Origin of the sequence: Mesorhizobium sp. M0028 (assembly GCF_040323855.1) — a bacterium.
In the GTDB taxonomy this organism is placed as follows: Bacteria; Pseudomonadota; Alphaproteobacteria; order Rhizobiales; family Rhizobiaceae; genus Mesorhizobium.
Genome location: NZ_JAMYVG010000018.1, coordinates 12,530 through 26,019, shown reverse-complemented (window position 1 = coordinate 26,019; position 13,490 = coordinate 12,530). Strand labels below are relative to the sequence as shown.

Here is a 13,490-nt window from a genome sequence, read left to right as displayed (position 1 = left end):
GTATGCAGTGCGTGGTTCGGCGGGTCAACACGGGCCTGCCCGCATAAACACAGTTGTGAGGTGACGACCGGCAAAAAAGCTGCCGCGTCCTTTGCATGTCCAAGGACATGCGGCTCTTTCACCAACCAAAGTCGGGTGCGGCTCAGGCGATCTTCTGTTGGTCGCGGCCGGCGCCGATCAGCACAAGCATGGCGACGAGGAACAGGTACATCCAGGCATCGCGCCATTCGAGCGGGAAATAGCCGGCCCATAGCGATTCGGCCATGCCGAAAGCGGCGGCGCCCGGTGCCGCCCGCAGCGGCGAAAGATAGCCGCCTACTGCCGTCACGAACAGGATCTTCAACCCGTAGACCAGGCCGGTGCCGAAGCTGATGTTGCCGTAGTAGAAGCCGGCGAGCACGCCGGCCAGCGCAGCGCAAAGGCCGCCGAAAAGCACCGCACGCCGAAACACCGCGCGGACATCGACACCGCACATCGCAGCAGCCTTGGGATCGTCGGAAACGGCGCGCCAACTGCGGCCGAAGCTCGAATGTGTGAAGCCCCACGCAGCCAGCGCAATGGCCGCCAGCACGGCAGCGCAATCGAGCAACTGGATCAGCGTCAACGTCGCCTTGAAGCTGGCACTCTGCGCGAAGACGATGGTCTGGGCCAGCATCGGTGGCAACCACAGATCGTGGGTGTTGGCGGCGATGCGGCTGGCTTCCGACAAGACCAGCAATATACCGAGCGTTGTCACCACGATCGCATTGGGCGAGCGGTCGGCCAAGGGTTCGAAGATGCTTCGTGACAGAACGTGGCTGATCAGCGCCGCGTAGAGAAACGCCGCAACTATGCCGAGCGCGACCGATGCAAGCAGCGTCAGCCACAGTGCCTGATAGCCGAATGCCGCGGTGAGGATCATCGTTTGCCCGCAAAAGGCGAACAGCGCGCCATAGGCAAGATTGGTGCGGTGCAGGATGCCGTTAGTCAGCACATAGCCGAAGGCAAGCAGTGCGTAGAGCGCGCCCGAATGCAGCCCGTTCAGAACCTGCTGGAAGAAATAGAGCATGCAAAATCCTCGGTGCATGGCTCCGAATAATCGGAAATCGACTTTCGCTGGGATCATGCACAAAATCAAAGTGCTACAAGCCGCGGCGCTCGCAGCCGTGAAGAGCGTTGCACTCGGAATCTAACTTGTCAAATGCGATTTATCGGTTAGATTTCATCGCATGACGGTATCCTGGACTCCGCACCGCTTCACCGGCGGCATGCTTGCGCTCGACACGGCGAACACCGTTGTGCTGCGGCACCATCCGGAGAAGACCTTCGACCGTTTCGACGATCCCGCCGAGATTGCCCGCTTTGCCGAAGCCGCCAGCGGCTTTCGCGCCGCCGAGCTCGGCGGCAGGCGGCTGGAGGCCCCGTCGCCGGACAAGATCGCGCCGGTGGTACTGTCGATCCGCGAAACCACCGATCGGCTGTTTCGCCGCGCGGTGTCGAAAGGTGCGATCGCCACCGCCGACATGCCTGAATTCCTGGAAGCCTGCGCCGACGGCCTCGCCCATGGCCGCACCGAAATCGGGACGCTTGGAAAACCGTTCGGCGACCCGGCGACGCCGATCGCCTTTGAGGCGGCATTGGCGGTCTCGGCGCTGTCGCTGCTGCGCGGCGACACCATCGCCAGGCTGAGGATTTGTCCCAACTGCAGCTGGCTGTTTGTCGACCGAAGCCGCAATTCCAGCCGCCTTTGGTGCGACATGGCGGTATGCGGCAACCGCCAGAAGGCAAACCGTCACTATCGCCGCCGGACGGCGGCGAACGAGGTCCACAATGGCGAGGTCCAGAATGGCTAGGCTGTTTTCGCGCTCGATCGTTGTCGGGGTTGCGCTGATTGTGGCTGCAGCGCTCGGCGCCTGTCGCGAGACGGGCACGGACGACAACGGCGATGGCAAATTGTTCGAGATTTCAGGCAAGATATTCGTGTTCAACTATCGCCTCGCCAGGGCGACCTACCTCGTTACGCTGCGGCCGTTGCGGCCGATGGGGGAGGGGCAGGTCGCGGTCGCCAGCTTCCAAAACCCGGCCGGCGGCGAGCCGCTGGCAGTCGAGCAGAAAATCTGGCCGAAGCTCGACAAGGTGACGCTGGAGAGTCCGGCGCTTCAATGCGTCGTCAAGGACAAGCCTTACGCGATCGCGATCAGCATCAAGGACGCTGACGGCACGATCCTCCAGAAGATCGACACCACTCTGATGTCGACGGAGGACCAGTCCGTCCTGCCCGACCGGCCGCTGGTCATCGATCAGCTTTATACGCCCAATCCGGACCTTGCCGGCCACCCGGACGGCAAGTTGCCGAACGAACCTAAGCCCGACTGTTCGAAAGGTCTCTGACGCATTTTTCGACGGCATCGGATGGCGCGGAATTTTATTGCTGTCGAAAACAGCCGACGCGCGGTTTCTTACGCCGGCGGGCGCGGCGTTGATGATTTGTTGCGGACCGCCTGGCGGCTTCGATTTTGTTTGACCTCCCCGGCAAGGGAAGAAAGACTATAGGTACTTGACTCCGACGTTGGCCGCGCACCCTCCAGGTGCGGCTTCCGCACAGGAAATGCCTGATGACGCTGCACAATGTCGCGCTCGACGACAAGTTCGACCTGGCAAAGGAGCGCATCTTCCTGTCGGGTGCCCAAGCAGTCATCCGCATGCTTCTGATGCAACGCGAGCGCGACCGCCGGGCTGGCCTGAACACCGCCGGTTTCGTCTCCGGCTATCGCGGCTCGCCGCTCGGCGGCCTCGACATGCAGCTGTGGAAGGCCCGGGACCAGCTCGCGCAGTCGGACATCGTCTTCCAGCCCGGTCTCAACGAGGAGCTCGCCGCCACCGCCTGCTGGGGCTCGCAGCAGGCCGAATTGCTGGGCGAGGGCACTCGTGACGGCGTTTTTTCGGTCTGGTACGGCAAGGGTCCGGGCGTCGACCGCTCCGGCGACGTGTTCCGTCACGCCAATCTCGCCGGCTCGTCGAAACATGGCGGCGTGCTGGCCCTGATGGGTGACGACCACATGGCCGAATCCTCGACCAACGCGCATGCCACCGAGTTCCTGTTTGTCGACACCATGGTGCCGATCCTCAATCCGGCCGGTGTCCAGGAGATCATCGACTACGGCCTCTACGGCTTTGCCATGTCGCGTTTTGCCGGCACCTGGGCGGCGATCAAATGCGTCAAGGACAACATCGAATCGACGGCCTCGGTCGATGCCGCGCTCGACCGGCTAGATATCGTCATCCCGGACTTCGACATGCCGCCCGGCGGCCTCAACATCCGTAACGAGATCGACATGCTCGGCCAGGAGGAGCGGTTGCATGAATACAAGCGCGCCGCTGCTTCGGCCTTCATCCACGCCAACGGGCTGAACCGGATCGTCTATTCAGGCGGCAGCAGCCCGAAGCTTGGCATCGTCACCATCGGCAAGAGTTATCTCGACGTTCGGCAGGCGCTCGAAGACATAGGCATCGACGAAGTAACCGCCAATCGTATCGGTATCAGGCTGTTCAAGGTCGGCTGCCCGTGGCCGCTCGACCTGCAGCACATCGCCGACTTTGCTCGCGGCCTAGACACCATCGTTGTCGTCGAGGAGAAACGCTCGCTGATCGAGGTGCAACTGCGCGAGAACCTTTACGGCACCGCCACGCAGCCGGTCATCGTCGGCAAGAAAAACGAACGCGGCGACTGGCTGTTCCCGGCCAAGGGCGCGCTCGACCCCAACGACATTGCCATCGCACTCGGCGAGAGGATCTTGCTAACGATCGGCCCGTCGGAAGAAATTGCCGCGCGGGTGGCGAAATTGCGCCAGTTCCAGGCGATGCTGGCCGACACGTCAGACATCGCCTCGCGCACGCCCTTCTTCTGCTCCGGCTGCCCACACAATTCCTCGACCAAGGTGCCGGACGGCTCGCTCGCCGCCGCCGGAATCGGGTGTCATTTCATGGCGCTGTGGATGGACCGCAACACCGTCGGCTTCACTGCCATGGGCGGCGAGGGCGCGCAGTGGGTCGGCCAGGCGCCGTTCTCGAAGCGCGAGCACATCTTCCAGAATCTGGGCGATGGTACCTACAACCACTCGGGTGTGCTGGCGATCCGCTTCGCGCTGTCGACCGACGCCAACATCACCTACAAAATCCTCTACAATGACGCCGTCGCGATGACCGGCGGGCAGCCGCACGAGGGCGGCCTGACGGTGGACATGATCGCCAGGCAGGTGCGCGCCGAGGGCGTCGAGCGCATCGCCATCGTCACCGACGAGCCGGACAAATATACCGGCAAGGTGGAATTTCCCGCCGGCGCCACCATCCACCACCGCGACGACCTCGATCTCGTCCAGCGCGAGTTGCGTTCGGTCAAGGGCGTCTCGGTGCTGCTCTACGACCAGACCTGCGCCGCCGAGAAGCGCCGCCGCCGCAAACGCGGCACCTTCCCCGATCCCGACAAGCGCATCTTCATCAACGAGCTGGTCTGCGAAGGTTGCGGCGATTGCGGCGTGCAGTCGAATTGCGTCTCGATCCAGCCGGTCGAGACCGAATTCGGCCGCAAGCGCAAGATTGACCAGTCGAGCTGCAACAAGGACTTCTCTTGCGTCAATGGTTTCTGCCCGTCCTTCGTCACCGTCCACGGCGCCAAAATCAGGAAAGCCGAAGGCATAGCCGGCGCGGCCGACCCGCTCGCGGGGGTGCCGGCGCCGGCGCAATTTACGCTCGGTGAACAAGGCTGGGCGGCAATCATCGACGGTGTCGGCGGCACCGGCGTCGTCACCATTGGCGCAGTGCTCGGCATGGCAGCCCACCTCGAAGGCAAGGGCTGCGGCATGATCGACATGGCCGGCCTCGCACAAAAGGGCGGCTCCGTGTTCACCCATGTCCGTATTGCCCGCACGCCGGACGACATCCACGCCATTCGCGTATCGGCCGGCAAGGCCGATCTCGTGCTTGGCTGCGATCTCGTCGTTTCGGGTGCAAAGAAGGTGATGGCCGCGGTGCGCGAAGGCTATACCATCTTCCTCGCCAACACCGCCGAGATCATGCCGGGCGAGTTCGCCCGTTCGGCCGATTTCTCGCTGCCTATCGAGCGGCTGAAGAAAGCGATAAGAACTGCCGCGGGCGACGACAAGGCGCATTTCTTCGACGCCACCCGCACCGCCACCGCGCTGTTCGGCAGTTCGCTCGGCGCCAACATGTTTATGCTCGGCTTTGCCTTCCAGCATGGCGGCTTGCCGCTGTCGGACGAGGCGGTCGAGAAGGCAATCGAGCTCAACGGCGAGGCGGTGGCGATGAATATCGCGGCATTTCGCTGGGGTCGCCGCGCCGCCCACCAGCCGGATTTCGTGCGCGGCCTTCTCACCCAGCCGGGCAAGGCCACGCAGCCTGCCGCGATTGCCGAGACGCTGGCCGACATCATTGCCCGCCGCGTCGCCTTCCTGACCGCCTATCAGAACGCCGCCTATGGCAAGCGCTATGCCGACAGACTGGCAGCGCTGCGTAAGGCCGAAACCAAGGTCGTGCCCGGTTCGACCGTGGTGACCGAAGCTGCCGCAAAGAACCTGTTCAAGCTGATGGCTATCAAGGACGAATACGAGGTGGCGCGGCTCTATACCGACGGCTCCTTTGCCGCAGATCTCGCAAAGCAGCTCCAGAGTTACGACAGGCTCGAATTCCATCTCGCACCGCCGATCATGGGCAGGCGCGGCAGTGACGGCAAGCCGAAGAAATCGAGCTTTGGTCCGTGGATGATGAACGGGTTCCGCCTGCTGGCGGCGATGAAGGGCCTGCGCGGCACCGCTTTCGACCTGTTCGGCTACAGCGCCGAGAGGCGTATGGAGCGGCAGCTTCTTGCCATCTATGAAGCCGACCTGGAGCTTGTCGCCGGCGCGCTGGCACCGGGCAAGATCGAGGCCGCTGCCGCGCTTGTCTCGGTGCCGGCGCTCATCCGCGGCTATGGCCACGTCAAGCGGGCCAGTGCCGAAAAAGCCGCCGGCGAACGCCAGCGTCTGCTCGACCGCCTTTCGACGGCGCCACTGCGGCCGCAGCTTCAAGCCGCCGAATGATTCCGCACCGTGATACGCCTTGTTTACCTGAACGGTAGTTTCCCTGTTTCCGCAGCGTCAGCGGGGGATCCCGGCAGGTCTCAAACCGCCTCTCTAAACCTTTCTTAAGGCCAATGTGACACTGCTGGGTTCCCAAGGGTTGGGATCCAGGCGTGAATCTGAAAAGACAAAACGAGATTCCGGTCGACGTTTACATTCCGTTCGTGGAAACTCTGTTTCGCGACGGCGTTACGCTTTCGATCGGCATTGTCGCGCAGACCTTCCTGATCGGCCTTGTCTGGTGGAAAAGCGGCGACCCGCTTTATCTGCTTGTCGCGATCGCGATGGTTCTCGTCGGCATCTTCCGTATGAGAAACTTCCGCAAATACAACAGCTTGCCCCCGCCGGCGACCTGGGAAGAGGCGCACAAGCGCGAGAACGACTACATCCTCTATGGCTCCTTGCACGGGCTCACGCTTGGCGCCTTCTGCCTGCTTGGCATCTATTTTGCGCGCGACAATTTCGCTGAGATCGCCTCCGTCTGCCTGACGCTGGCCACGGCCACCTCCATTGCCGGGCGCAACTATGGCTCCCCGCGCATGGTCACCATCCTGACGCTTGCCTTGACGTGGCCGATCTCGTTGGGGTTCCTTTTACGTGGCGATATCTACCACATCCTTCTCGGGCTCCTGTCCGCCCCATTCCTGTTTGCTATTCGCAAATTCGCCGACACGGTCCGCGACGTGCTTTTTGCCGCCGTCTCGGAGGAAAAAAAGGCGAACCGCATCGCACAGCGTTTCAACCGCGCCCTCAACACCATGTCGCATGGTCTTGTCATGCTCGGTCCGGACGGCCGGGTAGCGGTGGCCAATGCCGAAGCCGCGCACCTGATGTCGCTCAAATCGCCGGATGCCTTGCTCGGACGGTCGATCCACGGTCTGCTGATGCGCGGCGTTGCCGGCGGCATGCTGGCGCCGAAGGATTGCCGCTACATCGAAGCCCAACTGACGCGCGCCCTGCGCGAGGGCCGCGACCGCAAGGTTCTGGTCTCGCTCGCCAACGGCCAGCACTATGAATTTTCTGCCCGGGAAGGCAGCCAGGAACTGGGCGTCATCACTTTCGAGGATGTGACCGCCCGCGTCGAGGCGGAGGACAAGATCCGCTTCATGGCGCGCTACGACAGTCTCACCGGTCTGCCCAATCGCGCCTATTTCCATGAGCTGGTCGTGGAGGCCATGGCCTCGGGCGATCCGGATCGTCTCTGCGGGCTGGTCGTGCTCGACCTCGACGATTTCAAGAGCGTAAATGATACGCTCGGCCATCCGGTCGGTGACGGTTTGATCTACGCCGTCGCTGAGCGGCTGGCCGCGATCGCCGGGCCAGGTATCACCGTCAGCCGCTTCGGCGGCGACGAGTTCATGATCTTCTTCGAACGCATCGAAGATGAAAGCCATCTGACCGGCCAGGTTGATGAGATCTTTGTCAATCTACAGGGCGAGGTCGATGTCGCCGGCCACGGATTGCGCATCCAGGCCAGCGGAGGTGCGGCGCTCTCGCGGGTCAGGGATACCGACGTCGATGCCATGATCGTCAAGGCCGACCTTGCACTCTACAAGGCAAAGGAGCTTGGCAAGAACGGCTGGCGGCTGTTCGAGGCCTCCATGGACGCTGCCTTCCGCAGCCGCCAGCTGATGAAGGCGGATCTGCGCAGTGCGGTGGAAAACAAGGAGCTGCGAGTCGTCTACCAGCCGATCGTCGCGATGAACACGATGCGGATCGCCAGTTGCGAGGCGCTGTGCCGCTGGGATCATCCCGACCTCGGGCCGATCTCCCCCGGTATCTTCATTCCTCTTGCGGAGGAAATGGGCATCATTTCCGACATCAGCACTTTCGTCCTGCATGCGGCCTGCACGGAATGCGCCAAATGGCCGGCCCAGACCAGCGTGTCGGTCAATCTCTCGGCCAAGGATTTCCGCAATCGTGATGTCATCCAGAAGGTTCGCGATGCGCTGGCCGGTTCCGGTCTGCCGGCCGACCGCCTCGAGATCGAGGTCACCGAGACGGCGCTGCTCGATGACAAGTCGCTGACACGCCAATATATCGAGGAATTGAAGCGGCTCGGCGTTCGCATCGCGCTCGACGATTTCGGTACCGGTTATTCGAGCCTCAGCTATCTCCACAAACTGCCGCTCGACAAGATCAAGATCGATCGCTCGTTCCTGATCGACGTTACCCAGAACAGCCGGTCGCTCGAATTGCTCAAGGGCATCGTCAACCTGTCACGGCCGCTGGGACTTTCTGTCACCGTCGAAGGCGTCGAAACCTTCGAACAGCTCAAGATCCTGGCATTGCAGGTCAAGCCCGACCTGGTCCAGGGCTTTCTGTTCGGGTCGGCGCTCAGCGCGTCCGGCATCGAGACGATGTCGAGCACGGTCTGGCCCTTTGCCAAGGACATCAAAACAGCGAGGAAGGCGACGCGGCGTTGATTTTTATGTCGAAAAACCGCGCAAATTTAGTACAATTTGGTCGATTGTTAACCTTAACGAGCGGTAAACAACCTCCTGCTTATTTTCATCTTTACATCTCAGGACCCTGCCTTAGTGTCGACTGGTGGCGGTAATCGCGGGGAATAGAGTTCATGTGTGCCCAGTTGAGTTCGCTCGGCCATGCGGCGAGCGCGGGCGGTGAAAATTCGTCCGAAACTATGTCTAGTTTCGCCAGGAATGTTTCGGCGATGCTGGAGCGGACGGAATACCGCCGTTGCGACAAGGGCGAGGATCTCGAGGACATCTATCGCCTGCGCTACAAGTCGTACCGTTCCAACGATATGGTTCCCGATAACGAGAACCACACCATTCACGACGAACTCGACGAGGTGCCTAACGTCTTCCGGTTCGGTGTCTACATCGACCAGGAACTCGTCAGCACACTGCGTATTCATCACGTAACGCTGTCGACGCCAAGATCGCCTTCCACCAAAGCTTTCGGTGACATCGTCATGCCGATGCTCGAGGAGGGCATGAGCTTCGTCTGCCCCAGTCGGTTCGCCTCCGACCCGGAATGGTCGCGCGTCTATCCGCAAATACCCTATCTCACGCTGCGGCTCGCCGGCATGGCATGTTTTCACTTCAACGCGCCCTATTGCCTTTCGACCATCCGCGAGGATCACGCCGGCTTCTACAAGCGGATCTACTACGCCGAGAAGATCAGTGAGCCTCGTGCCTATCCTGGCGTCTATAACAAGGTCGTGCTCTACCGTGCTGATGTTGGCGCTATTCGCGAACGGTCGCTGTCGCGCTTTCCATTCTTCCGTTCGACGCCAATGGAGCAGCGTATGTTATTCAATGCGCCCGGTGCCGGCGAACTCGCTCCGCTGACCATCCTGCCAACCGCCAAGTATTTTCGCGAAGCCGCCTGAACGAGCCCATGGAGCCTTCCGGTAGCTTCGGCGTTCTGGATAACGGCAAGGGTGCTGGTGGTAGGTCGGCACGGCCGATATCCGCCACGTATCGCTTCGACAGCCATCCGATCAAAGGAACCGATATGACCATTTCCACGCTCGCCCTCACCCCGCTTATCTCACTGATTGCAGGCGTGCTGATCCTGGTGATGCCGCGGCTGCTCAATTATATCGTCGCCCTTTATCTGATCGTTGTCGGCCTGCTCGGGCTGTTCCCGCATCTCGCCAGCTAACGACATCGGCAATAGCGGACCTGCCATCCATTGTGATTGGTATCGCCGCGCTCCGACCCGCCTCGTTTCAGGGGTTGGGTCAGTCATAGCCGCTGCGCACGTTGCGCCACATCATTGACGCAGCGATTTCAAGTTTCGCTTGAGACTGTTGGCTGCGGCGATGCGGCAATAGCGCCATTGCCCTTAACGCGGCTTTTCGCTATGTGCCTGAAAGATGTCTTCGAAGGGGTATTCCTATGGCTGAACACACGCCGACCGGTCCTGTCGAACTGGGCGCGAAGATGGACTATGCCGAGCACGACCGCACCTATGCCGGCTTCCTGATGCTGGCCAAATACGGGTCGCTGTTTTGCGCCGCAGTGCTTCTGGCCATGGCGTTCGGCTTCTTTGTGGGCGGCTTCTTCTCGGGGACCATCCTGTTCGTTCTGATCCTGGCCGTCGGCGCCTTTATTCTCCGATAACTCCTCCAATTTTTGTCGAGGACGCCGCCGGGGGCCGGCCGGCGTCTTGCGGTAACGGGTTGCGGCCGAAAGGATCATGCGGTGGGACAGACGGTTTTCATCCCTCGTGAGCTCGACGCGAACGAACCGCGCGTCGCGGCCTCGCCCGACACGGTGAAGCGGCTGGCGGCGCTGGGTTTCGACGTGGTCGTCGAAGCTGGCGCCGGCGCGGCGTCGCGCATTCCCGACGAGGAGTTTGCCAAGGCCGGCGCCGCGATCGGCAAGGCCGGCGATGTTTCCAGGGCTGATGTCGTGCTGAAGGTGCGCCGGCCGAGCGATGCCGAGCTGAAAGTCTATCGGCCGGGCACTGCCGTGATCGCCATCATGGATCCCTATGGCAACGATGCCGGCGTCGCCGCGTTGGCCAGGGCCGGTGCTACTGCTTTTTCCATGGAGTTCATGCCGCGCATCACCCGCGCCCAGTCGATGGACGTTCTATCCAGCCAGGCGAACCTCGCCGGCTATCAGGCGGTGATCGACGCGGCTGCCGAATATGACCGGGCGTTGCCGATGATGATGACGGCGGCTGGCACGGTACCGGCGGCGAAGGCCTTCATCATGGGCGTCGGCGTCGCCGGTCTGCAGGCCATCGCCACCGCGCGCCGCCTCGGCGCCGTGGTCACCGCCACCGATGTGCGCCCGGCTGCCAAGGAGCAGGTTGCTTCGCTCGGCGCAAAGTTCCTGGCGGTCGAGGACGAGGAATTCAAGGCGGCCGAGACGGCCGGCGGCTACGCCAAGGAAATGTCCAGGGAGTATCAGGCCAAGCAGGCGGCGCTGACCGCCGAGCACATCGCCAAGCAGGACATCGTCATCACCACCGCGCTGATACCGGGCCGGCCGGCGCCGAAGCTGGTTTCTGCGGCAATGGTCGCCTCGATGAAACCCGGCTCGGTGATCGTCGACCTTGCGGTCGAGCGTGGCGGCAACGTCGAGGGCGCCGTTCCGGGGCAGGTGGTGACCACCGCCAACGGGGTAAAGATCGTCGGCCATCTCAACGTTCCCGGTCGCGTCGCCGCCTCCGCCTCGCTGCTCTATGCGAGAAACCTCTATGCCTTCCTCGAGACGCTGGTTGACAAGGCGACGAAGACGCTTGCCATCAACCGCGACGACGAGCTGGTCAAGGCAACCATGCTGACCGATGCCGGCAAGGTCGTGCATCCCGCCTTCGTCAGGGCTGAGCAGGAGCCGCCAAAGGGCCAACATGTCGAACCGCCGGCCATTCCGGCCAAGACGATGGTTGCCGAGGCTTCGGCAAAGCCGGCTGCGAAGAGGCCGGCCGCTTCGAGGAAGCCCAAGACCACCGGAGGGATCGCGTGATGGATCAGACCCTGCAGAAAGCCCTCGACCAGCTCGACCAGGCCACAGCTGCCGTCCGCCTTGCGGTCCAGAACCTGGCCACCGCGCCCGGCACCGAGGCCGCTGGTGACGCCGCGCACGCGCTGTCCGGCGGCGCGATCGATCCCTTCGTCTTCCGCTTCGCCATCTTCGTGCTGGCGATCTTCGTCGGCTACTACGTCGTCTGGTCGGTCACGCCGGCGCTGCACACGCCATTAATGGCGGTCACCAACGCCATTTCCTCCGTCATCGTCGTCGGCGCGTTGCTTGCCGTCGGCATCTCGGCCTCGGGCATCGCCACCGGCTTCGGCTTTGTTGCGCTGATGCTGGTATCGGTCAACATCTTCGGCGGCTTCCTCGTCACCCAGCGCATGCTGGCCATGTACAAGAAGAAGGAAAAGTAGGCCGCTATGAACGCCAACTTCGCCTCCTTCCTCTATCTGGTCTCCGGCATCCTGTTCATCCTGGCATTGCGCGGCCTGTCGCATCCGACCACCAGCCGCCAGGGCAACATGTACGGCATGATCGGCATGGGCATCGCCATTGTCACGACGCTGGCGCTGGCCACCCCTTCCGCCGGCCGCTTTGCGCTGATCGTGCTCGGCCTCGCCATCGGCGGCTCGGTCGGTGCGGTCACGGCACGGCGCATTGCCATGACCTCGATGCCGCAGCTGGTCGCCGCCTTCCACTCGCTGGTCGGTCTTGCCGCGGTCATGGTGGCGGCCGCCGCCATCTATGCGCCGGAAAGTTTCGGCATCGGCACCGTCGCCGATACCCATGCCCAGGCGCTGATCGAGATGAGCCTCGGCGTTGCCATCGGCGCCGTCACCTTCACCGGCTCGGTCATCGCCTTCTTGAAGCTCGACGGCCGCATGTCGGGCAAGCCGATCATGATCGGCGGCCGTCACTTCATCAACGCAGCCCTGGGCATAGCGCTCATTGTGCTGATCATGCTGCTCGTCACCACCGAGTCCAAGCTGGTGTTCTGGCTGATCGTTGCCGCCTCGCTCGTGCTCGGCGTCCTTCTCATCATCCCGATCGGCGGCGCCGACATGCCGGTGGTCGTATCGATGCTCAATTCCTATTCGGGCTGGGCAGCGGCGGCACTCGGTTTCACGCTCGGCAATCTGGCGCTGATCATCACCGGCGCGCTGGTCGGCTCATCGGGCGCCATCCTGTCCTACATCATGTGCAAAGGCATGAACCGAAGCTTCATCTCGGTCATCCTCGGCGGCTTCGGCGGCGAGACATCAGCCGCTGCCGACGACGGCATCGAGCGCACCGTCAAGCAGGGCTCTGCCGAGGATGCCGCCTATCTGATGATGAATGCGCAAAAGGTCATCATCGTGCCGGGTTACGGCATGGCCGTCGCCCAGGCGCAGCACGCGCTGCGCGAAATGGCCGACAAGCTCAAGGCCAACGGCGTCGACGTCAAATACGCCATCCATCCGGTGGCCGGCCGCATGCCCGGCCACATGAATGTGCTCTTGGCGGAAGCCAACGTGCCTTACGACGAAGTGTTCGAGCTGGAGGACATCAACTCTGAGTTCGCGCAGGCCGATGTCGCCTATGTCATCGGCGCCAACGACGTCACCAATCCGTCCGCCCGCGACGACAAATCGTCGCCGATCTATGGCATGCCGATCCTCGACGTCGACAAGGCGCGCACCTGCCTGTTCGTCAAGCGCTCGCTCGGGTCCGGCTATGCCGGCATCGACAACACGCTGTTCTACAAGGACGGCACCATGATGCTGCTCGGCGACGCCAAGAAGATGACCGAGGAGATCGTCAAGGCGATTGATCACTGAAACGGCGTCGTTGCCAACTCACTGCCGGTCGTCGAAATACAGCCCTGGCTCCGCGCCGGGCTTTTTCTTGGCTGTTACCGGTTCTGAAGCTACGATAGCGA

General features: G+C 62.4%; 11 protein-coding genes. 10 read left to right on the top strand and 1 reads right to left on the bottom strand.

What is annotated here, in order from left to right; translation table 11 throughout:
* Positions 1-142 precede the first annotated feature (142 nt).
* Positions 143-1,048, bottom strand: a complete 906-nt coding sequence (locus tag NKJ93_RS25385) for a branched-chain amino acid ABC transporter permease (RefSeq protein WP_352547935.1) — start codon at positions 1,046-1,048, stop codon at positions 143-145.
* 160 nt (positions 1,049-1,208) lie between these two features.
* Between NKJ93_RS25385 and NKJ93_RS25380 the strand changes: the two genes are divergently transcribed.
* From NKJ93_RS25380 to NKJ93_RS25335, 10 genes are all read left to right on the top strand, one after another.
* A complete protein-coding gene (locus NKJ93_RS25380) occupies positions 1,209-1,832 on the top strand; it encodes a CGNR zinc finger domain-containing protein (protein WP_023718049.1) in 624 nt (207 codons plus the stop codon).
* On the top strand, positions 1,825-2,370 hold the full coding sequence (locus NKJ93_RS25375; protein WP_023718048.1) for a hypothetical protein: 546 nt from the start codon (positions 1,825-1,827) through the stop codon (positions 2,368-2,370). Before NKJ93_RS25380 ends, NKJ93_RS25375 begins: the two co-directional genes overlap by 8 nt.
* 224 nt (positions 2,371-2,594) lie before the next feature.
* Positions 2,595-6,074 (top strand): indolepyruvate ferredoxin oxidoreductase family protein, encoded by a 3,480-nt coding sequence (locus tag NKJ93_RS25370; RefSeq protein WP_352591798.1) that lies wholly within the window; start codon positions 2,595-2,597, stop codon positions 6,072-6,074.
* A gap of 152 nt (positions 6,075-6,226) precedes the next feature.
* A complete protein-coding gene (locus NKJ93_RS25365) occupies positions 6,227-8,539 on the top strand; it encodes a putative bifunctional diguanylate cyclase/phosphodiesterase (RefSeq protein WP_352591795.1) in 2,313 nt (770 codons plus the stop codon).
* 248 nt (positions 8,540-8,787) lie between these two features.
* Positions 8,788-9,471, top strand: coding sequence for an N-acyl amino acid synthase FeeM domain-containing protein (locus NKJ93_RS25360; RefSeq protein WP_245278538.1), 684 nt, complete (start codon positions 8,788-8,790; stop codon positions 9,469-9,471).
* A gap of 125 nt (positions 9,472-9,596) precedes the next feature.
* Positions 9,597-9,746 carry a DUF3096 domain-containing protein gene (locus NKJ93_RS25355; protein ID WP_023718043.1) on the top strand — a complete coding sequence of 50 codons (150 nt, stop codon included), beginning with the start codon at positions 9,597-9,599 and terminating at the stop codon, positions 9,744-9,746.
* 236 nt (positions 9,747-9,982) lie between these two features.
* Positions 9,983-10,207: an aa3-type cytochrome c oxidase subunit IV gene (locus NKJ93_RS25350; protein WP_023718042.1), complete on the top strand. Its 225-nt coding sequence runs from the start codon at positions 9,983-9,985 to the stop codon at positions 10,205-10,207.
* Between the two features lie 81 nt (positions 10,208-10,288).
* On the top strand, positions 10,289-11,563 hold the full coding sequence (locus NKJ93_RS25345) for a Re/Si-specific NAD(P)(+) transhydrogenase subunit alpha (protein ID WP_352484384.1): 1,275 nt from the start codon (positions 10,289-10,291) through the stop codon (positions 11,561-11,563).
* A complete protein-coding gene (locus tag NKJ93_RS25340; protein ID WP_036244434.1) occupies positions 11,563-11,985 on the top strand; it encodes an NAD(P) transhydrogenase subunit alpha part 2 in 423 nt (140 codons plus the stop codon). Before NKJ93_RS25345 ends, NKJ93_RS25340 begins: the two co-directional genes overlap by 1 nt.
* Before the next feature lie 6 nt (positions 11,986-11,991).
* Positions 11,992-13,389 (top strand): NAD(P)(+) transhydrogenase (Re/Si-specific) subunit beta, encoded by a 1,398-nt coding sequence (locus NKJ93_RS25335; protein ID WP_352591792.1) that lies wholly within the window; start codon positions 11,992-11,994, stop codon positions 13,387-13,389.
* Positions 13,390-13,490: the final 101 nt, after the last annotated feature.